Here is a 21,373-nt window from a genome sequence, read left to right on the forward strand (position 1 = left end):
GAACGGCGTCGCCAAGCGTTTGGCTTGGTGCACAGCGCGTGACAGCGCACGCGAATTGGCGGGTTGGCCCAGTGCAGCTGTGGCTGCGCCCGCACCGGCACGGCGAACGCGGCGAGCCGCAGGCACGTCAGCTGCTTGGCCTGGCGCTGGGCATCGACCCGGCGCTGGTGCCCTTGCAGCGCGATGCACGCGGGCGTCCATCGCTGCAGCCGGCGCTCCCCGACCGCGATACCGGTTGGAGCCATAGCGGCGAGTATCTGCTGGTGGGGCTGGGCGAAGGCGTGAGGCTGGGTGTGGATCTGGAGCGCATCCGCGCGCGTCCGCGCGTGCTGGAGATCGCGCAACGCTTCTTCCATCCCGACGAAATCGCCTTGCTCACCGCGCTGGCGCCGGACGCACAACACGCGCTGTTCTTTCGGCTGTGGTGCGCAAAGGAAGCCTTGCTCAAGGCATATGGGCATGGGCTGTCGTTCGGCTTGCATCGGCTTGCATATGCACTCACGCCCGACGGCGCGCTGCACCTGCAGTGGTGCGATCCGGCACTCGGCCAGGCCGCGCAATGGCAGTTGCACGAATGGTGGGCTGCACCGGAGTGTCGCGCGGCGTTGGCGTTTTATCCGTTGGCGGACGCGTAAGCCGGCCGCCGCGTGTTGTTACGTCACACCGTGCGGCAGAATCGGCTGACGAAACTGCGCCACGCCATCCAGGTCGCGCAAGGTCACCGTGAGCACGCCGCTGCGGCCATCGATCTCCACTTCGCCGAAGAACTGGTAACCGGCCAGCGGTGACGTGTTGGGCGCAGGTGGTGCCTTTTGAAACACCACGCTCGGGCCAAACGTGGCATCCAGCGCATTGGGCCCGAAACTGCCGGCATTGAGCGGGCCGCCGACAAATTCCCAGAATGGCTCGAACTGCTGAAACGCCGCCCGGTCGGGATGGTAGTAATGGGCCGCGCAGTAATGCACATCGGCGGTGAGCCACACCGTATTGCGGATGCGTGCGTGGCTGATGAAGCGCAACAGCGCGGCGATTTCCTGTTCGCGGCCACGCGGCACGCCGGGATCGCCATTGGCAATCGCTTCCCAGCGCGGGCGCCCGTTCGCATCTTCGCCATCGGGCACTTGCAGGCCGATCGGCATGTCGGCAGCAATCACTTTCCACTGCGCGCGTGAGCCGGCCAGTTCGCGTTGCAGCCACGCCAATTGTTCCGGCCCGAGAAACGCGGCATCGGGGCCGGGTTGCGGTTGCAGGTTGTCGCTGTTGGCGCCGCGGTAACTGCGCATGTCCAGCACGAACACATCCAGCAGCGGGCCGTAGGAAATCTTGCGATAGATGCGTCCGTTGCCATCGGCGCGCACGCCGCGCATCGGCGCATATTCCAGGAACGCCTGGCGAGCGCGCTTGGCCAGCACGTCGATGTCGCGCACCTGGTAGCGCGCATCCAACTGCTTGCCGGGCGACCAGTTGTTGGTGGTTTCGTGGTCGTCCCATTGCCAGAGTTGCGCCACCTCGGCATTGAAGCGGCGCACATGCGCATCGAGCAGGTTGTAGCGGTAGTTGCCGCGGAATTCGTCCAGCGTTTCGGCCACCTTGCTCTTGGCCGCAGTGGTGAGGTTGCGCCAGCGCTTGCCTTCTTCCACGATCAGCTCGGCCGGAATCGGGCCATCGGCATAGATGGTGTCGCCGCTGTGCAGGAAGAAATCCGGATTGCGCTCGCGCATCGCGCTGTAGATACGCATGCCGCCGATCTCCGGATTGATGCCGAAGCCCTGGCCCACGGTATCGCCGCTCCAGACAAAGCGCACATCGCCACGCGCCTGCGGCGCACTGCGTAAATGGCCGTGGACGGGCGCGCTCAGGACACCGCTGTCTGCATCTTCGAAGCGCACGCGATAGAAGATGTCCTGATCGCGCGGCAGGCCGCTCAGATCCGCGCGTGCGGTGAAGTCGTGCGCCGGCGACGCCATCGTGCCGTCCACGCGTCGCGCCTGGCGCAGGCTTGGGCGGGTGTCCCATTCCACGCGCAACCGCGCTGGGCGATCGGCACGGCTCCACAGCATCGCGCGGCCGTCCAGCACATCGCCGCTTTGCACGCCGTCGGTGATGGTCGGTCGCCCCGACGGCGCGGCCAGAGCGCGTGTGGACCAACCGGTAGCGGCCGGCAGCAACAAACCGGCCCCCAACCCTTGCAGGATGCGGCGGCGGGCGGGATCGGAGGCGGTCATGGCGTGTCCTTCAGGCAGCTGCAGCAGCGTGCAGGTGTAGCGCTGCCGTCTTACCGCTGCATGTCCATTCCTACGTCTGACCGCCTCAATGCGATGGCCGACACGGTGTGCCGTGATCGGAGTGCTATGGGCAGCCGTTTCGGCGCAGTGCAGACTTACGCTGCCGCAGCTCAGGCCTCCATTGCGCCGGGTCTGCCGTCTTCCACCATGAAACGTTTCGTCGTCGACACCGTGGCGTTGCGGTCGCGCCGATCGGAGATGCCTTGCAGCCGCGTTTCCATCCGTCCTGGCGTGACCGTCACCGACACATAGCCGCGCGTTTCGCCGTCCACGTAATGCACGTGCGGGTTGGCTGCCATGGTCGCGTGCAGTTCGACATTGCTCTGGCCGTCGGAGGTGATCGAGGTGCCGACGAATTCGGTGGCCAGCGTTGCCGACGCGTCGTCGGCCGGATCGGCCTTCAGATCGGTGACCCAGTACGAGTGGATGTCGCCGCCCCAGAACACCGGGTTACGCAAGCGCGTCTTGGCAATCGCATCGAGCATGCGCTCGCGCGTCGCCGGGTAGCCATCCCAGCCGTCGGTCCAGTGCCCGACCACGCCATCGCGCCCTGCCTGCCGCATCGGTGCCACCAGCAAATCCTGCGCAATGACGTTCCAGCGCGCAGGTGACTGGGCGAAGCCGCCATGCAGCCAGCGCTCCTGCTCCCAACCGAGCATGGTGCGCTGCGGGTCGGTGCGCTCGCGGCAACTGTCGGCCACCACGTGGCCGCCGCGCCAGCCATTGGCCTGCGGGCAGGGTTGCTCGCTACGGTACTGGCGGCCATCGAGCACGTAAAAACGCGCCAGCTGGCCGTAATCCAGCGAGCGGTAGATGCGCATGTCCGCGCCGTGCGGGCGATGCCGGGCCCGCAGCGGGAAATGTTCGTAAAAGGCGCGGTAGGCGGCAGCGCGCCGGGCCAGAAAGGTGTCGACCGGAATCGACGGGTCCTGCGACCAGCGGTTGGCGTAATCGTTCTGCACCTCGTGGTCGTCCCAGGTCGCCACGCAGGCGCTGCCGGCATGCAGCGCCTGCAGGTCCGGGTCGGTGCGGTAGAGCGCGTAGCGATTGCGGTAGCCGGCCAGATCCAGGCACTCGCCGCTGCCGTGCGGGCGCACGACCTTGTTCGCCGCTGCGCCGTGGTTGCTGTATTCGTAGATGTAATCGCCCAGGAAGAACACCAGGTCCGGCTGTTCTGCGGCGAGGTGGCGGTAGGCGCTGAAATACCCCAGTTCCCAGTGCGAACAGGAGACAAACCCGAACCGCGCCGTGTCCGGCATCTGATGCGCTGCCGGCAAGGTACGCGCGCTGCCGATCGGGCTGCGTGCCCCCAGTGCCTGAAAGCAGTACCAGTAAGGGCGATCGGCCGCCAGGCCGGTCAGCTCCACGTGCACCGCGTGGCCCCAGACGGGGCTGGCGACGGTCTCGCCCTGGCGCACGATGGTGCGCATCGCCGGGTCGCTGGCCACCTGCCAGCGCACTGGCACCGCTGCGCTCAGGCCGCCGCGTCCGTCCGGGTCCAGCGGGCGGGGTGCCAGCCGCGTCCAGATTACGAAGCCATCGGCCAAGGGGTCACCGGCCGCCACGCCCAGCGTGAAAGGGTCGGCACTACCGCTGGCGCGTGCGAAGGGACTGAGCAGCCCCGCCGCAGCCAGACCGGCGCCAGCGATAAGGATGCGCCGCCGGCCAGGATCCGGTGGAGCGAGCGTGGTGGCAGCGGAATCAGCCAGGAGGGCGGCGGCAGACGGGTCGATCACAGGCATGGATAAAGGGCAGGCAAGCAGACACGACCATGCTGTGGTCACGACATGTCAGTTTTGTGTCATGCGTGACAGCGTCACTGCCGCTCGTTCAGCAGAGGCCGCCACGGCGTAGGACGAGCATCACGCAGCAGATGAGCGACTTGCGGAGGCAACCACGCCAGCCCTCGCAGTACCGTCCTCATCGTTACGCGCATGCCCGCCAGCCCAGCTGCGATAATTGCGCCATGAACGATGCCGCACTTGCCCCCGATGTCTCCGCCGCGCTCGAACGCGGCCTGCAGGCCCAATCCCTGGATGCGGCCTTCGCCGCGCCGCTGTTGCGCTACCTGGCCTTGCTGTTGCGCTGGAACAAGACCTACAACCTCACCGCCGTGCGCGACCCGCGCGAGATGGTCACCCGCCATCTGCTCGACTCGCTGGCCATGCAGCCCTACATCGCCAGCGGCACCCTGGCCGATCTCGGCACCGGCCCCGGCCTGCCCGGCATCCCGTTGGCGATCACTCGCCCGCAGCTGCAGGTGACGCTGGTGGAAAGCAATGGCAAGAAGGCGCGCTTCATGCGCGAGGCCCTGCGCCATCTGGAGCTGCGCAACGCCCGCGTGGCCGAATCGCGCGCCGAAGCGCTGGACGAGCCAGCCGCCTACGACCACCTCACCGCACGCGCGCTGGACACGCTGGCCGGCATCATCGCCGTCGGCGGCCACCTGCTGCGCCCGGGCGGCAGCTTGTTGGCGATGAAGGGCGTCTATCCGCACGAAGAAATCGCCGCACTGCCCGACGGCTGGAGCGTGGCCGAGGTACACCCGCTGCAGGTGCCCGGTCTGGAGGGCGAGCGGCATCTGGTGGTGGTGCGCAAGGCTGACTGAAGCAGCGAGCCGCCTGTGCCAGCGGCGGGTACCGGCACCGCCCTGAAGATCCCCAGCGCGCAGATGCTTGCCAAGCTGCAATCGTCGCGTTGGGACTTCCGGCCCATGGCAGCACGCCCGGGTGCTGCCATGATCGGGCGTTCGCTCCAGATCAGGCTTTCCGCACGTGACCTCTCCGCTCGCCGCCGCACTTTCGCTCGCCCTGTTGGGCGCAGGCTTTGCCGCCACTTCGGCGCAGGCCGCCACGCCCCCTGCCCCGGCCACACTGACCGCCGAAGCACCTGCCGACGCGCGCTTCCGCGCCATCTATGAAAAAGAGTGGGCCTGGCGCCAGGCCGAGACCGGGCAGGCCGACGAAGACAGCGACACCACTGGCGACAACACGCATCTGCCCGATGTCAGCGCGGCCGCGCAGCAAGCACGGCTGGCCGTGTGGGACGGCGTGCTCAGGCAGCTCGACGGTATCGACCCGAAGCAGCTCTCGCCGGCCAATCGGATCAACTTCGCCATTTACCGCCCGCAGGTGGAGAACCTGGCGGCCGAAGTGCGTCTGCGTGCCTACGAGATGCCATTCAATTCCGATAGTTCGTTCTGGTCGAATCTGGGCTTCATGGCGCAGCGGCCGATGAAGACCGCGGCCGAGTACCGCGCTTACATCGCGCGCCTGAACGATGTGCCGCGCTACTTCGACCAGCAGACGGTCAACATGCGCGCCGGCCTGGCACGCGGATTCAGTGTGCCCCGCGCAGTGCTGGACGGGCGCGATGTGTCCATCGCCACCGTGGCCGATGTCAAAGACCCCACCGAATCGACCTTCTACGCACCGTTCAAGCAGCTGCCTGCGCAGATCCCCGCCGCCGAGCAGGCGCAACTGCGCGAACAGGCCAAGGCGGCGCTGCGCACGCAGGTCCTTCCGGCGTACAGCAAGTTGCTGACCTTCTTTCGCAACGAGTACATGCCCAAGGCACGCACCACGCTGGCCGCCGAAGCATTGCCCGACGGCAAGGCGTTCTATCTGCAGCAGATCCGCGAATACACCACGCTGGAACTTAGCCCTGAGCAGATTCATCAGATTGGCCTGGACGAAGTGGCGCGTATCCAGACCCAGATGAACGCGATCATCAAACAGGTGGGGTTCAAGGGTACGTTCGCGCAGTTCCTGGCCTTCCTGCGCACTGATCCACAGTTCTACGCCAAGACCCCGCAGGAGTTGCTCGATCGCGCCGCGTGGATTTCCAAGCGCGTGGATGGGCAGGTGGGCAAGTTCATCGGCACGCTGCCGCGCGGGCGCTTCACCATCAAGCCGGTGCCCGACGATATCGCTCCGTTCTGGACCGCTGGCCGCGGTGGTGCCACCACCTACTGGGTCAACACTTACAACCTGCCATCGCGGCCGTTGTACAACCTGCCGGCGCTGACCCTGCATGAGTCCTCGCCGGGTCATTCGCTGCAGGGATCGCTGGCGCTCGAGCAGGGCGAGCAACCGGCCTTCCGGCGTGAGAACTACATCTCCGCCTACGGCGAGGGCTGGGCGCTGTACACCGAGAAGCTCGGCCAGGAGATGGGCATCTACGAAACACCGTACGAAGAGTTCGGCCGGCTCACCTACGAGATGTGGCGCGCCTGCCGGTTGGTGATCGACACCGGCGTGCACCACGACAGCTGGAGCCGCGAACAGGCACTGGCCTATCTGCGCGACCGCACCGCGCTCAGCGAGCACGAAGTCACCACCGAAGTGGACCGTTACATCTCCTGGCCCGGCCAGGCGCTGAGCTACAAGCTGGGCGAGATCACCATCGTCAAGCTGCGTGGCGAAGCTGAAAAGGCGCTAGGCGAGCGCTTCGACATCAAGGCCTTCCACGATGTGGTGCTGCGCCAGGGCTCGGTCACCTTGCCGGTGCTGGAGCAGCAGGTGCGTGCCTTCATCGCCGAAAGCAAGGCCCGCCCGATAGACGCCAAACCGGTCCGTCGCGCGGCACCGTGATGCGGGCTTGATGCCCGCTGGGCCGACCCGCCGACCAACGGTGTGGTGCGGTGCCCTTTGCTCTCGACAAACACCAGCCAACTGTCTGGTGCGGTGTCCTCGCCGCTTGCGGCATGGATGCTGCCATCGAACTCCATGGATGGGGCACGGCGTGTCCCGCGAGCGGCGAGGGCACCGCGCATTCGGACCACCAGCTTTAGAAGCCACCGGCCATACCAAACACCGCGATACCCCGTGCAATTGTGTAACCACCCCCGCCTCTATACGCTGCGGCCATGCTGCTTCGCCGCGCCCGTCGATTGCCCCCCTCGCTGCGCCTGATCGCGTTGCTGGTGCTGGTCATGGGCGTGCTTGTCGCACCGGTCGCTTGCGCGCTGGGTGATGTGCATGCGTTGGCGCACGACCAGGCACATCTGGACGACACCGCACCGCATGGCCATGACGGCGCCGACGAAGGCGATGCCGGCGAACGCGACGGTGCGGGTTTGATGCATGCCTTGATGCACAGCGGCTATTGCCACGGGCACAGCCCGGCCATGCTGCCGGCGCTTGCCTGGGGTCCGTTGCCTGCGCGCGCGCACGGGCAGCCGCCCGTGCTGACCACCGATTACCGCTCGCGTCTGAGCGAGACCGGGTTGCGTCCTCCGATCACGGTCTGATGCACCGCCGGCAACTGCCGGCCTGTCCATCGATCCCGATTCCGGAGACACCCTCATGTGGTTGCGACTGACGGCGCTTGCCGTTTTCGCGGTTGCGCCGTGCGCCAATGCGCAGGACCTGCCGCCCAAACCCGTGCTGACCCTGGACGACGCCATTGCACGCGTTGCCCGCCAGCACCCCGATCTGCGCCTGGCCGATGGCCAACGCGCGGTCCTCATCGCCGACGCCGAACGCGACGCACTGCGTCCGCCGTTGCGCATCGGCGCCGAACTGGAAAACGTGTTCGGCACCGGCCCCACCCGCGCGCTGGACCAGGCAGAACTCACCGTCACCCTGGCCGGCGTGCTGGAACGCGGCGGCAAGCTCGACGCGCGCCGCACCCTGGCGCAAGCGCGTATCGACACGCTGGCGCCGCAACGCGCCCTGGCCCGGCTGGATGTGCTGGCCGAAGTGGCGCGGCGCTACCTGGCCATCGGCATGGCCACGCAGCGGCACGCAGTGGCGCTGGAAACGCTGGCCCAGCGCCAACGCACCGCCAGTGCTGCGCGCCAACGGCTGCAGGCCGGCGCGTCGCCGGAATCGGTGTTGCTGACCGCCCAGGCCTTGCAGGCGCGCGCAGAACTCGACCGCGACCGCGCTCAACAGGAACTACTCGCCGCACACCGCCAATTGGCGATGTTGTGGGGCGAGCGCACGCCGGACGTCGGCGCCATCACCGGCGACCCGTTGCAGCTACCGGACATTCCCGAGTTCGAGGTGTTGGCGCAGTTGCTCGATGCCACGCCGGAACTGGCGCGTTTGAATGGCGAACAGCGCGTGCGCGAGGCACGTGTGCGCTTGGCACGCAGCCAGGCGCGCCCGGATCTGGACTGGCAGGTGGGCGTACGTCGGCTCGAAGGTAACGACGCCACTGCGTTGCTCGGCAGCGTCTCGCTGGCGTTGGGTGGCGCAGCACGCGCGCAGCCGGAGATCCGCGCCGCCGAAGCGGAGCTGTCGTTGCTGGATCTGGAACGTCAATCGCAGGCGCTGACGCTCTACGCAACGCTGGCCGACGCGCATGGCCGCTACCGTGCTGCACAGTTGGAAGTCACGCGCATGCGCAGCGATGTGCTGCCCGCACTCGCACGTGCCGATGCCGCAGCCGAGCGCGCTTATCGCGCCGGCGCCACCAGTTATCTGGACTGGGCGCAGCTGCAGGCGCAACGCAGCGATGCACGTCAGCAGCAACTGGCCGCCGCACTGGACGCGCAGACCGCGTTGATCGAAATCCAGCGCCTGACCGGGCAGCCGTTCGTCATTGATCCCGCAGCGCAGGTGACGCCATGAACGCTGTTTCAGTACTGCGTTTTCATGCCGTGTGCGTGGGCCTGGTTGGAATCGCTGCATCCGCAGTGATGTCGGCACCCAGCGCTCGCGAAACGCTGCCCACGCCTGGCGCATTTCCAGGGCAACGCATCTTTATTTGTTCGCCCGACGCAACGCGCCGGCGCCAACCAGGATTCCCTTCGATGACACGTTTCATGATTGCGCTGCTGCTGCTGGCGCTATTGCTCGGCGGCTGTGGCCGCAGCAGCGAAGCATCGCACGATGACCACGCAGACACTGCCGCCAAAGGCGAGGCAGATGCCGATGCGCATGGCGACGAAGGCCACACCGGCACGCATGGCGGACGGCTGCTCAACCAGGACGGCGACAGTGTGGAGCTGGCGATCGCCGAAGACGGCACGCCACCCACCTACCAGGCCTGGCTCTACCGCGATGGCAAACCGGTGCCAGCCACCGCTGGTAGCGTGGAAGTGCATCTGAAGCGGCTTGGCGGCGTCAACGACGTGCATCGATTGCAGCCGCGCGGGGATGGCAGTCTGCTAGCCGACACCACGGTAAGCGAGCCGCATTCGTTCGATGTGGACGTGCGTGCCACCGTCCAGGGCAAGACCCATCGCTGGAGCTATCCCAGTTATGAGGGGCGCACCACCATCGCGGCCACGATCGCGCAGGACGCGGGCATCCGTGTGGCCGCCGTCGGCGCCGGCAGCATCGCCGACCAGCACGAAGTGCAGGGGCTACTGACGCCGGCAGAAGGTGCGCAAGCGCAGGCCACCGCGCGCTTTCCCGGCCCGGTACGCAGCCTGCGCGTCAATGTCGGCGACCAGGTGCGCGCCGGCCAGGTGCTGGCCACGGTGGAGAGCAATCTGAGCCTGACCACCTATTCGATCAGCGCACCGATCAGCGGCACCGTGCTTGCGCGTAACGCCAGCGTGGGCAGCAACGCAGGCGAAGGTCAGGCGCTGTTCGAAATCGCCGACTTATCGACTCTGTGGGTGGATCTGCACATCTTCGGTGCCGACGCCGGGCACATCACCGCCGGCGCACCAGTGACGGTGACACGCATGAGCGATGGCGTGGTGGCGCAGACCACCCTGGAGCGTGTGTTGCCGGGCACTGCCACGGCGAGCCAGAGCACCGTGGCGCGTGCGGTGTTGCGCAATAGCGATGGCTTGTGGCGGCCGGGCTCTGCAGTCAAAGCGCGGGTAACGGTGGCGCAGCAGCCGGCGGCGATGGTGGTGCCGGTGGGCGCGCTACAACAGGTGCGTGACCGGGAGGTGGTGTTTGTACGAGTGGGCGATGTGTACGAAGCGCGGCCTGTGAAGCTTGGCGCACGCGATGCGCAGCAGGTGGAAGTGCGATCGGGTCTGGCCGTGGGCGATACGGTGGTGGTGGAGCAGAGTTATCTGGTGAAGGCCGATATCGAAAAATCGGGGGCCTCGCATGAGCATTGATCTGATGGTGGGAAGCGCTAGTGCATGCCTGACTGAGGGTGTTTGTCGTGCACAGGGGGACATGCCAAGGTCCAGGCGTTCGCGCCCTTTCGGATTAGGGCAAAGGCCTTCTTGCCCTTTCAGGGCAGGGCAAAGGCTTTCTTGCCCTTTCAGGGCAGGGCAAAGGCTTTCTTGCCCTTTCAGGGCAGGGCAAAGGCTTTCTTGCCCTTTCAGGGCAGGGCAAAGGCTTTCTTGCCCTTTCAGGGCAGGGCAAAGGCTTTCTTGCCCTTTCAGGGCAGGGCAAAGGCTTTCTTGCCCTTTCAGGGCAGGGCAAAGGCTTTCTTGCCCTTTCAGGGCAGGGCAAAGGCTTTCTTGCCCTTTCAGGGCAGGGCAAAGGCTTTCACGCCCTGTCGGGCGCGAGTCACTTTTCTTTGCTTGTGCAAAGAAAAGTAACCAAAAGAAAGCACACCCCGTCCTCGCGCCCTCCGCGCCTGCGGCGCTGCGGGTGCGCAAGTCCGGCAGAAATTTTTGTAAGGGAAATCCGTGTCCCTTACAAAAACACCGCGCATCCATGCGCGGCGCCCTGCGGGTTGTATCTGCCGGCCTTGCCGCTGCGGTATGGGGCCCCGAAAGCAACCAACAACAACAACAACAGCAACAGCAACAGCAACAGCAACAGCAACAGCAACAGCAACAGCAACAGCAACAGCAACAGCGCTGGTGGGCGGGTGGTTGTTCGTTTGGCGTGTTGCGCAGCATCGCGGTAGGGAGGCTGCGCTATCGGTCGGTGGCACGGCGAGGACACTGGCTGGCGCAGTGCGGTACCGGGTATGTACGGAGGGGCTTGTCATGCTGACCCACATCATCCGCTTGGCGATTGCACAGCGCTGGTTGATGCTGGCATTGACAGGCGTCTTGATTGCAATCGGTGCGTGGAGTTTTTCGCGCTTGCCGATCGATGCGACACCCGACATCACCAATGTGCAGGTGCAGGTCAACACCGCGGCACCGGGTTATTCGCCGCTGGAATCCGAACAGCGGGTGACATTCCCGCTGGAGACGGTACTGGCAGGGTTACCAGGGCTGGAATCCACGCGCTCGCTGTCGCGCTATGGTCTGTCGCAGGTGACCGCCGTGTTTGCCGATGGCACCGATCTGTATTTCGCGCGGCAGCAGGTGGCCGAGCGTTTGCAGCAGGTCAAATCGCAATTGCCGGCCGAGCTGGAACCACAGCTGGGGCCGATCGCCACCGGCCTGGGCGAGATCTTCATGTACACGGTCGAGGCCAAGCCCAATGCACGCAAGCCCGATGGCAGTGCGTGGACGGCAACCGATCTGCGCACCTTGCAGGATTGGGTGGTGCGCCCGCAGCTGCGCAATGTGCCGGGCGTGACCGAGGTCAACACCATCGGCGGGTATGCGTGGCAGATCCACATCACGCCCGACCCGGCGCGGCTGGTCGCGTTGGGCTTCACCCTGGACGACGTCGTGCAAGCGGTCCAGGCCAACAACCGCAACATCGGCGCCGGCTATATCGAACGCAACGGCCAGCAGTTTCTGGTGCGCGTGCCGGGGCAGGTGGACGATAGCGCGCAGATCGGCGCGATTGTGCTGGACCGGCGGCAAGGCGTGCCGATCCGGGTGCGCGATGTGGCGCAGGTCGGCGAGGGGCGCGAGTTGCGCACCGGTGCGGCCACCCAGGACGGCACCGAGGTGGTGCTCGGCACGGTGTTCATGCTGGTCGGCGCCAATAGCCGCACCGTGTCGCAGGCGGCTGCCGAGCGTTTGAAAGTAGCCAACGCCAGCTTGCCTGCCGGCGTGCAGGCGGTGCCGGTGTACGACCGCACCGCGTTGGTGGACCGCACCATCGTCACCGTCGCCAAGAATCTGATCGAAGGCGCCTTGCTGGTGATCGTGGTGCTGTTCCTGCTGCTGGGCAATGTGCGCGCGGCCCTGATCACGGCCGCGGTGATTCCGCTGGCGATGTTGTTCACCCTTACCGGCATGGTGCACGGTGGCGTGTCCGGCAACCTGATGAGTCTGGGTGCGCTGGATTTCGGCTTGATCGTCGATGGCGCGGTGATCATCGTGGAGAACTGCCTGCGCCGCTTCGGGCAGGCGCAACTGCGCCTGGGGCGTGTGCTCGAGCGCGACGAGCGTTTCGAACTGACTGCCGAAGCCACGGCAGAGGTGATCCGGCCCAGCCTGTTCGGCCTGGGCATCATCACCGCGGTGTATCTGCCGGTGTTCGCGCTCACCGGCATCGAAGGCAAGATGTTCCATCCGATGGCGATCACCGTGGTGCTGGCGCTCAGCGGCGCGATGTTGCTGTCGCTCACTTTTGTCCCCGCAGCGATCGCCTTGTTGCTCGGCGGCAAGGTGGCCGAACACGAAAACCGTGCGATGCGCTGGGCGCGCGGGGTGTATGCGCCCTTGCTGGATCGCGCGCTGCACCACGGCCGCTGGGTCGGTAGTGCGGCGCTGGCCACGGTGGCGCTGTGTGCGCTGCTGTCCACGCGGCTGGGCAGCGAATTCATCCCCAATCTGGATGAAGGCGATGTGGCCCTGCATGCCTTGCGCATTCCCGGTACCAGCCTGGAACAGTCCATCACCATGCAGTCCACGCTGGAAAAACGCATCAAGCAGTTTCCGGAAGTGGCGCATGTCTTCAGCAAAATCGGTACCGCCGAAGTGGCCACCGACCCGATGCCGCCGTCGGTGGCCGATACGTTCCTGATCATGCATCCACGCGCGCAATGGCCGGATCCGCGCAAGCCCAAGGCGCAGTTGGTGGCCGAGATCGAGGAAGCGGTGAAGCAGCTGCCCGGCAACAATTACGAGTTCACCCAGCCGATCCAGATGCGCATGAACGAGCTGATTTCCGGCGTGCGTGCGGATGTGGCGATCAAGGTCTATGGCGACGATCTGGCCACGCTGGTCAAGCTGGGGCAGCGTGTACAGCAGGTCGCCAGCACGGTGCCGGGCGCGGCCGACGTCAGCCTGGAACAGGCCACCGGCCTGCCGATGCTGGCAGTGGTGCCCGACCGCGCTGCACTGGCTGGCTACGGGCTCAATCCCGGCGTGGTGCAGGACACCGTTGCGGGTGCGGTGGGTGGGCAGCCGGCCGGGCAACTGTTCGAAGGCGACCGCCGGTTCGACATCGTGGTACGGCTGCCGGAGGGCCTGCGTCAGGACCCGGCCGCATTGGCGGACCTGCCGATCCCGTTGCGCGGCGATGGCGAGCGTGGCGATGCCGACGAATCCGGCCGCGCTGCCGGCTGGCGTAGCGGCGAGCCGACCACCGTGCCGTTGCGTGAGGTTGCCAGGATCGAAACCGTCCTCGGCCCGAACCAGATCAATCGCGAAGACGGCAAGCGCCGCCTCGTGATCACCGCCAACGTGCGCGATCGCGACCTGGGCAGTTTTGTGGCCGAGGTGCAGCAACGCGTGCAGGCCGAGGTGGCGCTACCCACCGGCTACTGGATCGGCTACGGCGGTCCCTTCGAGCAATTGATCTCTGCCAGCCAACGCCTGGCCTGGGTGGTGCCAGGCACGTTGCTGCTGATTTTTGCACTGCTGTACTGGTCATTCGGTTCGCTGCGCGATGCGCTGGTGGTGTTCAGCGGCGTGCCGCTGGCACTGACCGGGGGCGTGGTGGCGTTGGCGCTGCGCGGGCTGGCGTTGTCGATTTCTGCCGGCGTGGGTTTTATCGCGTTGTCGGGTGTGGCGGTGCTCAATGGCCTGGTGATGATCGCTTTCGTGCGCAGCCTGCGCGCAGATGGCATGCCGCTGGAACAGGCAGTGCGCGAAGGCGCGTTGTCGCGCCTGCGGCCGGTGCTAATGACCGCATTGGTGGCCGCGCTGGGTTTCGTGCCGATGGCCTTCAACGTTGGTGCCGGTGCCGAGGTGCAGCGCCCCCTGGCCACGGTGGTGATCGGCGGCATCGCCTCCTCCACCATGCTCACTCTGCTGGTGTTGCCGGTGCTGTATCGCTGGCTGCATCGGGAGCGGTCAGCGCTTCAGGGGCGTGGAGCGAGTGACTAGCGGACGCGACGCGGCCGCCGCGTGCCTCCTGCGTGCTCCGCGGTCTGGGCATGCACGGCATGGTTAGGCCGTGTGTGCCGCCATGCGGATGACCAGTCAGTCGGAGAATGGGCCGCGGCAGCCATTGTTCGCAACGTGGCAGCGCGGGTTCGACGCAGGCGCCGCCTGCGCCCCGGACACGCTAAGTGCTTGCGGCACATAGGAAAGCCGTGCATAATGCGCGGCTCGCTGTGCCCGGATCGCTCCGGATGGCGGTACCCAGCGCAATGGGGTTGCCGGCCTGTTCCAGCGTAAGTTCTTGATTCCCAACGTTGCGTGACAGCCTGGCGCTGTCGGGGCCGCCGCTCCCCAGGCTATGGGTGGCAATTCATTTATCGAGGTGCGTAATGTCCCGCGTATGCCAAGTGTCCGGCAAGCGTGTGCAGACGGGTAACAACGTCTCCCACGCAAACAACAGAACCCGTCGTCGCTTCCTGCCCAACCTGCACGAGCGTCGCTTCTGGGTTGCCAGCGAAAACCGCTGGGTGAAGCTCCGTGTCTCCGCGCATGCATTGCGCACCATCGACAAGAACGGGATTGATGCCGTTCTGAAAGAGCTGCGCGCGCGCGGCGAAAAGGTCTGAGGAGTAAGCAGTCATGGCAAAAGGCAAGCGTGACAAGATTCGTATGATTTCCTCGGCCGCTACCGGCCACTTCTACACCACGGATAAGAACAAGAAAAACACTCCGGGGAAGATGGAAATGATGAAATACGACCCGGTCGTGCGTAAGCACGTGATGTACAAGGAAGGCAAGATCAAATGATCGATTGATCGCTGGATCTGCTTTCAAGCAAACACCCGCCGAAAGGCGGGTGTTTGCGTTTTAGGGGCTGGGATGCCGTGTTGGTGGCTGATGGCGGTGCTCTTGCCAATAGCATCACGCCATCCCGGCCAAGTCAGTCAGCTAGGTCGAGGGAGATAAAGGTGTGTGACAACGCCTCTCTGCCTTGGAGCGAGAAGGCACCGCTTGCGCACCGAAGGTGCGCGTGTCTTGGAGCGGATGCAGGGTTGGGGTGAGGGTACGGGGCGAAGCACTCGCAGTGTCAGTTCTGAAGGCGCGTGGCGGCGCGTTTGTCACTCCAGGCACTGGCAGGCGCCTGAAGCGCACCATCATCCGGCGCTGCGCGTCGCCTTCTCCCCGATGAAGCGGGACAATGTCCCGGCGGGAGAAGGAACTGCCATCACAGCCCACGCGCCCGCAGTTGTGCGTCTAACCTCGGATACACCCGCCGCGCATTGCCTTCGAACACCTTGCGCTTGTCTGCATCGGAAATCGTCAACGCATCGATGTAGCGTTTGGTGTCGTCGAAGTGGTGGCCCGTCTGCGGGTCGATGCCGCGCACTGCGCCGACCATCTCCGAGCCGAACAGGATGTTGTCGATGTCGATCACCTCGAACAGCAGGTCGATACCGGGTTGGTGATACACGCAGGTGTCGAAGAACACATTGCGCATCACGTGCGTGGACAGCGCAGGTTTGCTCAGCATCTCGGCCAGGCCCCGGAAACGGCCCCAGTGATACGGCACCGCGCCGCCGCCGTGCGGAATGATGAAGCGCAGGTCCGGAAAATCAGCGAACAAATCGCCTTCAAGAAATTGCATGAAGGCAGTGGTGTCGGCATTGAGATAATGCGCGCCGGTAGCATGGAAATTGGCGTTGCAGCTGCCCGACACATGCACCATTGCCGGGACATCGAGTTCGACCATCTTTTCGAAAAAAGGGTACCAGGCGCGGTCGGTTAGCGGGGCGCCATTCCAGTGTCCACCGGATGGGTCGGGATTGAGGTTGCAGCCGACGAATCCGAGGTCGTTGACGCAGCGTTCCAGTTCGGCGATCGAGTGCCTGATCGAAACGCCGGGCGACTGCGGCAGCTGACACACGCCGATAAAGGTCTGCGGATACAGCTGCACCACGCGTGCGATCAGATCGTTGCAGTGCCGCGTCCACACCTGGCTCACCGTTTCATCGCCGATGTGATGCGCCATGGTGCTGGCACGTGGCGAAAAAATGGTCATGTCTGCGCCACGCTCGCGGAGCAGGCGCAATTGATGCAGCTCGATGCTTTCGCGCAGCGCGTCGTCGGAGATGTGCGGATACACCGGCGCAGGCGCGTGCGCATCGTCGTAATGCGCGATCTGCGCCTTGCGGAACGCATCGTGCGCGGCGGGCGCGGTGGTGTAGTGGCCGTGGCAGTCGATGATCATGGCGTGGGTCTGTGGATTGCAGCGGAAGTGGCGAACAGGCGGCTGCCGATGCGCACCGTGGATCGGTCGGGTACACGGAACCTGCAGGTCCCGACGTATGTCGTGGTTCCCGTGTGCAGACGTGCATGGGTCGCCGTGCACTGCGTTTCGACGGCCGTATGGTGTGGCACACGCAGAGAGGGGACGCGTTGGTAGCGGTCGCTGCAGGTCAGCGATGCATCGGAGTATTCAGCCATACAGTTCACCATCGAACAATTTGCGTGCCGTGCGCACCACTGCGGCACGCATCACGGCGCCCTGTGCATCGAGATCGATCACGCAGCCACTGGCACCGCTGGGATGTTCGACATCCAGCTGCTGGGTGCGCCCACCGGGCAAACGCGCCAGCGCATGTGTGGGCGAGCCGGATAACAGGCAGGCGGTGGCGACGGTGACTGCGCCCAGTACGCCGATGGAGGCATGGCAGCGGTGCGGGATGAACGAGCGCACGCTGATCGCACCACCGGCGCGCGGTGCAGCGACCAGCATCATCTTCGGCACCGTGGCCTCGCGCACATCGCCCAGTTGCATCAACGGGCCGGCGAGCAGACGCAGCGTTTCCAGGCGCGCCTTGAGCGCAGCATTGGCATCGAGCGTGGCGCGGTCTTCGTAACCGCTGATGCCGACATCGCTGGCGCGCAGCACCACGCACGGCATGCCATTGTCGATCAGGGTGACCTGCAGGCCGTCGAGCGTGTCCACCGCGTGCCCGCTGGGCAGCAGTGCCCCGCACGAGGAGCCGGCGATATCGGCAAATGCCAGCGCGATCGGCGCGGCCGTGCCGGGCACACCATCGATCCGGGCGTCGCCGTCATACCGCACCTGGCCATCGGGTGTTTGCACGGTGGCGGTGGCCAGGGTGCCGGTGTTGCGCATGAAGATGCGCACCTCGGTCTGGCCGTTGCGCGTGGGCAGCAGGCCGCGCTCCAGCGCGAACGGGGCCACGCCGGCCAGCATGTTGCCGCAGTTCTGGGCATCGCTGACCTGCGCCTGTTCCACTGCGACCTGCAGGAACAGATAGTCCACATCGGCATCGGCACGCGTGGAGCGCGACACCACGGCGACTTTGGAGGTCAGCGGGTCGGCGCCACCCATGCCGTCGATCTGGCGCAGATCTGGCGAGCCGTAAGCGCGCAGCAGGAACGCATCGCGCGCGGCGGTGTCGGCGGGCAGATCCTCGGCCAGGAAAAAGCCGCCCTTGGAGGTACCGCCGCGCATCCACATCGCGCGCACGCGCTCAGACATAGCGAAGGCCTTTGGCAGCCAGGCGTTCGCGCATTGCATAGATGTCCAGGCCCAGTTCGCCGTTTGCCAGACGCTCGCGCTTGATGAGCTCACGTGCCTCGCGCGCCTGCGCTTCGCTCAGCACATCGGCGGCGGTGGCGCGCGGCACCACGCAAACGCCATCGTCGTCGGCCACCACCACATCGCCGGGCTGGATCAGTTGCCCGGCGCACACCAGCGGCACGTTGACCGAGCCAAGCGTCTCCTTGATGGTGCCCTGCGCGCAGATGGCGCGGCTCCAGGCCGGGAACTGCATGGCGGTGAGATCGCGCACGTCGCGTACGCCAGCATCGATGATCAACCCACGGCAACCGCGCGCTTGCGCCGAGGTGGCGAGCAGATCGCCGAAGTAGCCATCGCAACAGTCGCTGGTCGGTGCGACCACCAGCACATCGCCGGCGTGCAGTTGCTCGATGGCCACATGCATCATCCAGTTGTCGCCAGGCGGAACCGACACGGTGACCGCGGTGCCGGCGATGCGGCAGCCGGCGTAGATGGGGCGTAGCCGATGGTGCAGCAGGCCACTGCGTCCCTGCGCTTCGTGCACGGTCGCCACGCCGGCCTGCGCCAACCCGTCGACGATGGCCAACGGCGTGCGCTCGATCCGGGTAACGACCTGGCTCATCCATCCATCCTCGTTAAGGGTGCGCTGAGTCTGGCCGGGCAGAGCCAGCTGGCTCAAGATTCATTTGAGGTATGCATATTGGTTTTGCTTATAGTTAGAGCATGCAGCCGACTCCCGCCCCCAATCTGCGTCACCTCTATGCGCTGGCCGTGGTGCATCAGGCCGGAAGCATCAGCGCGGCTGCGCCGCAGGTGAACCTGTCGCAGCCGGCGTTGACCCAGGCAGTGGCGCGTCTGGAGCAGCAGCTGGGGGTGCGCCTGTTCGACCGGCACCCGGGCGGCATGCTGGCCACCGAGGCCACCCGGCTGCTGGTGCCGCGTATCGAGCGGGTGCTGGCGCATTTGGGCCGGGGCATCGGGATAGCCCGGCGTGCGCTGCGGCTGCCGGTGCGCCCTGGCCTGGAACGGCGCGTGTCGCTGGGCCAGTTGCAGGCCTTGGTCGCGGTGGATGTGGCGGGCAGTTATTCGCTGGCAGCGGTGCGCGCCGGTGTCTCGCAGCCGGCGATCTACCGCGCGGTGCAATCGCTGGCCGATGTGATCGAAGTGCCGCTGACGGTGCGCCGCGGCAAGACCATGCAGCCCACACCGGTGGCGGTGCGGCTGTTGCGGCAGGTGCGGCTGGCGCTGGCTGAGTTGCGCGCCGGGCTGGACGATGTCGCCATCTTGCGCTCGCAGCACGCCGGCCGCCTCACCCTGGGGGTGATGCCGCTGGCGCGCGCGATCCTGTTGCCGCAGGTATTGGCGCGGTTTGCGCGTGCGCATCCTGGCGCCAGCGTTCAGGTGGTGGAGGGCCCGTATGACGAGTTGCTGGCGCATCTGCGCGACGGCGGGCTGGATCTGTTGATCGGTGCGCTGCGCGACCCGTTACCGGTGCGCGGCGTGCTGCAGGAGCCGCTGTTCGACGACGAACCGGTGATCGTGGCGCGCAGCGGCCATCCCTTGGCCGGGCAGGCCTATGCGTTTGCGCAATTGCTCGATTACCCCTGGGTGATCGCTGCTACCGGCACCCCGGTGCGCGCGCGCTGGGAACAACTGTTCCGCGACCACCAGCTGGAGCCGCCGCCGCTGCGGATCGAATGCGGCGCCGAGTTGACCGTGCGTGGCTTGCTGCTGGAAGACGACTGGCTCACCTTGATGTCGCGCGATCAGTTTTTGTTCGAGCGGCTCGCTGGACTGCTCGACGAGATCGGCAGCGCCGGGCCGCAGCTGCGCAGGCAAATCGGCATGACCACACGCAGCGATTGGTATCCCACCCGCGCGCAGTCGGCGTTCGTGCAGACGTTGCGAGAGGTCTGCGCCGACCGCGTGCAGCCGGCCGATGCGCAGGGCGGGCCGTTTCGCTATTGCACGCCGGCACCGACGTCGTTGCGTTTGCGCGCGGCCAAGTCAGAATCGGGTTCCCGATGAAAACGGATTACTGATGCTGCCCGATTGGGTGACAGGCACTTGGCTGCTGGCGCTGGACTGGACGATCCGCCTGGTCGCGCTGCTATGGATTCCCGCCCGCACCACGCCTGGTGCGGCGCGTAGCTGGCTATTGCTGATCGGCTTTGTGCCAGTGGTCGGCCTGCCGCTGTACTTGCTGTTCGGCCATCCGTGGTTGTCGCGGCTGCGGGTGGAGCGGCAAGCCACTGCCTCGCAGGTGATTCGCGAGCAGCAACTGCCGTTGCACGCCTTGCGCTGGACCCCGCAGGCAGACACCAGCAGTGCCGAAGTGGTGCCACTGATCGAGCGCGAAGGTGATTTCATGCCGACGCTGGGAAACGCGGTGGAATTGCTCGACGACTATGCGCAGTCGTTGCAGGCCCTGATCGCGGCGATCGACGCCGCCGACAAACGCGTGCACCTGCTGTATTACCTGATGTTCGACGATGCGGTGGGTGAGGCCGTGGTGGCGGCGCTGGAACGCGCCAGTGCGCGTGGCGTGCGCTGCCGCGTGCTGCTGGATGCGGTGGGCGCCAAACGCGGCCTGCGCCGCTACCGCAAGCGCCTGCAGGACGGCGGCGTGCAGGTGCTGGCGGTATTGCCGGGCGGCCTGCGCTGGCGTCGCAGCGGTCGCATGGATCTGCGCAACCATCGCAAGATTGCGGTGCTCGACAACCGTGTGGCGTTTGTCGGTTCGCAGAATCTGGCCGAGGCCGGCTTCATCGATGGCGTGCCCAATCGCGAATTGGTGGCGCGCGTACGCGGCCCGGTGGTCAATCATCTGGAAGCCGTATTTGCCAGCGATTGGTTCACCGAAACCGGCGAGCGTCTGGATGTCTGGCCGGACGCGCCGGTGTGCGAGGCCAATATCGCCACGCAATTGCTGCCCAGTGGACCGGCATATCCGTTCGAAAATGCACGCGATGCGATCAATGCGATGATCCATCTGGCGCGGCGCAAGGTGGTGCTGGTGACGCCGTATTTTGTGCCCGACGAGGCCTTGCTGAGCGCGTTGCGCATTGCCGGCGTCTCGGGCGTGGATGTGCAGTTGATTTTGTCGGAGAGCAACAACCAGCGCCTGGCCGCGTGGGCGCAGGAAGCCTATTTCGAAGAGCTGCTGCGTTGTGGGGTAAAGATTGCGCTGTATCGCCCGCACTTTTTGCATGCCAAGCACCTGAGCATGGATGAGGACATCGCGCTGGTCGGCTCGATCAATCTGGACATCCGCTCGTTTGCGCTCAACGCCGAGATCGGCATGCTCTGCTACGACACCGGCGTGGTGCAGCGGCTGCGCGCGATCGAACAGGACTATCTGGCCAATGCACGCCAGCTGGAGCTGGAACAGTGGCGCCGGCGTCCGGCCTGGCGTCGCAGCCGCGAGGGCATTGCGCGGTTGGCCGATGCGTTGATGTAAGG

Annotated in this window: 17 protein-coding genes; 11 read left to right on the forward strand and 6 right to left on the reverse strand. The window is 65.9% G+C overall.

Annotated elements, in window-relative coordinates; all coding sequences use genetic code 11:
* The first annotated feature begins 38 nt into the window (after positions 1 to 38).
* Entirely contained in the window at positions 39 to 635 is a 597-nt protein-coding gene (locus tag M0D43_RS12365) for a 4'-phosphopantetheinyl transferase family protein (protein ID WP_252164853.1), read from the forward strand.
* 18 nt (positions 636 to 653) lie between these two features.
* Here the strand turns inward: M0D43_RS12365 and M0D43_RS12370 are convergent, their stop codons facing one another.
* Positions 654 to 2,225 (reverse strand): alkaline phosphatase D family protein, encoded by a 1,572-nt coding sequence (locus tag M0D43_RS12370; RefSeq protein ID WP_260807241.1) that lies wholly within the window; start codon positions 2,223 to 2,225, stop codon positions 654 to 656.
* Positions 2,226 to 2,395: 170 nt separating this feature from the next.
* Positions 2,396 to 4,027, reverse strand: a complete 1,632-nt coding sequence (locus tag M0D43_RS12375; RefSeq protein ID WP_252164855.1) for an alkaline phosphatase D family protein — start codon at positions 4,025 to 4,027, stop codon at positions 2,396 to 2,398.
* Between the two features lie 224 nt (positions 4,028 to 4,251).
* On the opposite strand from M0D43_RS12375, the gene rsmG reads away from it, so the two are divergent.
* The 5 genes from rsmG to M0D43_RS12400 all read left to right on the forward strand — a co-directional run bounded on the left by rsmG (position 4,252) and on the right by M0D43_RS12400 (position 10,317).
* A complete protein-coding gene (gene rsmG, locus M0D43_RS12380; protein WP_252164856.1) occupies positions 4,252 to 4,893 on the forward strand; it encodes a 16S rRNA (guanine(527)-N(7))-methyltransferase RsmG in 642 nt (213 codons plus the stop codon).
* 166 nt (positions 4,894 to 5,059) lie between these two features.
* Positions 5,060 to 6,877: a DUF885 domain-containing protein gene (locus M0D43_RS12385; RefSeq protein ID WP_252164857.1), complete on the forward strand. Its 1,818-nt coding sequence runs from the start codon at positions 5,060 to 5,062 to the stop codon at positions 6,875 to 6,877.
* A 275-nt stretch (positions 6,878 to 7,152) separates the two neighbouring features.
* Positions 7,153 to 7,536: a DUF2946 family protein gene (locus M0D43_RS12390; RefSeq protein ID WP_252164858.1), complete on the forward strand. Its 384-nt coding sequence runs from the start codon at positions 7,153 to 7,155 to the stop codon at positions 7,534 to 7,536.
* Positions 7,537 to 7,591: 55 nt separating this feature from the next.
* The gene (locus tag M0D43_RS12395) at positions 7,592 to 8,863 is read left to right on the forward strand and encodes a TolC family protein (protein ID WP_252164859.1); all 1,272 of its coding nucleotides are present in this window, start codon (positions 7,592 to 7,594) and stop codon (positions 8,861 to 8,863) included.
* A gap of 182 nt (positions 8,864 to 9,045) precedes the next feature.
* Positions 9,046 to 10,317 (forward strand): efflux RND transporter periplasmic adaptor subunit, encoded by a 1,272-nt coding sequence (locus M0D43_RS12400; RefSeq protein WP_252164860.1) that lies wholly within the window; start codon positions 9,046 to 9,048, stop codon positions 10,315 to 10,317.
* A 529-nt stretch (positions 10,318 to 10,846) separates the two neighbouring features.
* On the opposite strand, the gene M0D43_RS12405 is transcribed toward M0D43_RS12400, so the two are convergent.
* Entirely contained in the window at positions 10,847 to 11,101 is a 255-nt protein-coding gene (locus M0D43_RS12405) for a hypothetical protein (RefSeq protein ID WP_260808315.1), read from the reverse strand.
* Positions 11,102 to 11,145: 44 nt separating this feature from the next.
* Between M0D43_RS12405 and M0D43_RS12410 the strand changes: the two genes are divergently transcribed.
* The 3 genes from M0D43_RS12410 to rpmG all read left to right on the forward strand — a co-directional run bounded on the left by M0D43_RS12410 (position 11,146) and on the right by rpmG (position 15,144).
* Complete coding sequence (locus M0D43_RS12410; protein WP_252164861.1) at positions 11,146 to 14,340, forward strand: efflux RND transporter permease subunit; 3,195 nt, start codon at positions 11,146 to 11,148, stop codon at positions 14,338 to 14,340.
* A 386-nt stretch (positions 14,341 to 14,726) separates the two neighbouring features.
* Positions 14,727 to 14,963 (forward strand): 50S ribosomal protein L28, encoded by a 237-nt coding sequence (rpmB, locus tag M0D43_RS12415; RefSeq protein ID WP_002809459.1) that lies wholly within the window; start codon positions 14,727 to 14,729, stop codon positions 14,961 to 14,963.
* A 13-nt stretch (positions 14,964 to 14,976) separates the two neighbouring features.
* Entirely contained in the window at positions 14,977 to 15,144 is a 168-nt protein-coding gene (gene rpmG, locus M0D43_RS12420; RefSeq protein WP_002809462.1) for a 50S ribosomal protein L33, read from the forward strand.
* Positions 15,145 to 15,562: 418 nt separating this feature from the next.
* On the opposite strand, the gene M0D43_RS12425 is transcribed toward rpmG, so the two are convergent.
* The 3 genes from M0D43_RS12425 to M0D43_RS12435 form a co-directional block, all read right to left on the reverse strand.
* Entirely contained in the window at positions 15,563 to 16,585 is a 1,023-nt protein-coding gene (locus M0D43_RS12425) for an amidohydrolase family protein (protein WP_252164862.1), read from the reverse strand.
* A gap of 228 nt (positions 16,586 to 16,813) precedes the next feature.
* The gene (locus M0D43_RS12430) at positions 16,814 to 17,869 is read right to left on the reverse strand and encodes a 4-oxalomesaconate tautomerase (protein ID WP_252164863.1); all 1,056 of its coding nucleotides are present in this window, start codon (positions 17,867 to 17,869) and stop codon (positions 16,814 to 16,816) included.
* A complete protein-coding gene (locus M0D43_RS12435) occupies positions 17,862 to 18,533 on the reverse strand; it encodes a 4-carboxy-4-hydroxy-2-oxoadipate aldolase/oxaloacetate decarboxylase (protein WP_252164864.1) in 672 nt (223 codons plus the stop codon). The genes M0D43_RS12430 and M0D43_RS12435 overlap by 8 nt, the downstream gene beginning before the upstream one ends.
* 101 nt (positions 18,534 to 18,634) lie before the next feature.
* Here M0D43_RS12435 and M0D43_RS12440 point away from each other — a divergent pair, with 101 nt between their 5' ends.
* Both M0D43_RS12440 and cls read left to right on the forward strand, forming a co-directional pair.
* Positions 18,635 to 19,939, forward strand: a complete 1,305-nt coding sequence (locus M0D43_RS12440; protein ID WP_252164865.1) for a LysR family transcriptional regulator — start codon at positions 18,635 to 18,637, stop codon at positions 19,937 to 19,939.
* A gap of 13 nt (positions 19,940 to 19,952) precedes the next feature.
* Complete coding sequence (gene cls / locus M0D43_RS12445; RefSeq protein WP_252164866.1) at positions 19,953 to 21,371, forward strand: cardiolipin synthase; 1,419 nt, start codon at positions 19,953 to 19,955, stop codon at positions 21,369 to 21,371.
* The last annotated feature ends 2 nt before the right edge of the window (positions 21,372 to 21,373 follow it).

Origin of the sequence: Xanthomonas prunicola (assembly GCF_025266575.1) — a bacterium.
GTDB lineage: Bacteria > Pseudomonadota > Gammaproteobacteria > Xanthomonadales > Xanthomonadaceae > Xanthomonas > Xanthomonas prunicola.

What these genes read in the sequence shown, in the direction of transcription:
- M0D43_RS12370 (WP_260807241.1), bottom strand. Translation starts at nt 2,225, where the DNA reads ATGACCGCCTCCGATCCCGCCCGCCGCCGCATCCTGCAAGGGTTGGGG.
- M0D43_RS12375 (WP_252164855.1), bottom strand. Translation starts at nt 4,027, where the DNA reads ATGCCTGTGATCGACCCGTCTGCCGCCGCCCTCCTGGCTGATTCCGCT.
- rsmG (WP_252164856.1), top strand. Translation starts at nt 4,252, where the DNA reads ATGAACGATGCCGCACTTGCCCCCGATGTCTCCGCCGCGCTCGAACGC.
- M0D43_RS12390 (WP_252164858.1), top strand. Translation starts at nt 7,153, where the DNA reads ATGCTGCTTCGCCGCGCCCGTCGATTGCCCCCCTCGCTGCGCCTGATC.
- M0D43_RS12395 (WP_252164859.1), top strand. Translation starts at nt 7,592, where the DNA reads ATGTGGTTGCGACTGACGGCGCTTGCCGTTTTCGCGGTTGCGCCGTGC.
- M0D43_RS12400 (WP_252164860.1), top strand. Translation starts at nt 9,046, where the DNA reads ATGACACGTTTCATGATTGCGCTGCTGCTGCTGGCGCTATTGCTCGGC.
- M0D43_RS12410 (WP_252164861.1), top strand. Translation starts at nt 11,146, where the DNA reads ATGCTGACCCACATCATCCGCTTGGCGATTGCACAGCGCTGGTTGATG.
- rpmB (WP_002809459.1), top strand. Translation starts at nt 14,727, where the DNA reads ATGTCCCGCGTATGCCAAGTGTCCGGCAAGCGTGTGCAGACGGGTAAC.
- rpmG (WP_002809462.1), top strand. Translation starts at nt 14,977, where the DNA reads ATGGCAAAAGGCAAGCGTGACAAGATTCGTATGATTTCCTCGGCCGCT.
- M0D43_RS12425 (WP_252164862.1), bottom strand. Translation starts at nt 16,585, where the DNA reads ATGATCATCGACTGCCACGGCCACTACACCACCGCGCCCGCCGCGCAC.
- M0D43_RS12430 (WP_252164863.1), bottom strand. Translation starts at nt 17,869, where the DNA reads ATGTCTGAGCGCGTGCGCGCGATGTGGATGCGCGGCGGTACCTCCAAG.
- M0D43_RS12435 (WP_252164864.1), bottom strand. Translation starts at nt 18,533, where the DNA reads ATGAGCCAGGTCGTTACCCGGATCGAGCGCACGCCGTTGGCCATCGTC.
- M0D43_RS12440 (WP_252164865.1), top strand. Translation starts at nt 18,635, where the DNA reads ATGCAGCCGACTCCCGCCCCCAATCTGCGTCACCTCTATGCGCTGGCC.
- cls (WP_252164866.1), top strand. Translation starts at nt 19,953, where the DNA reads ATGCTGCCCGATTGGGTGACAGGCACTTGGCTGCTGGCGCTGGACTGG.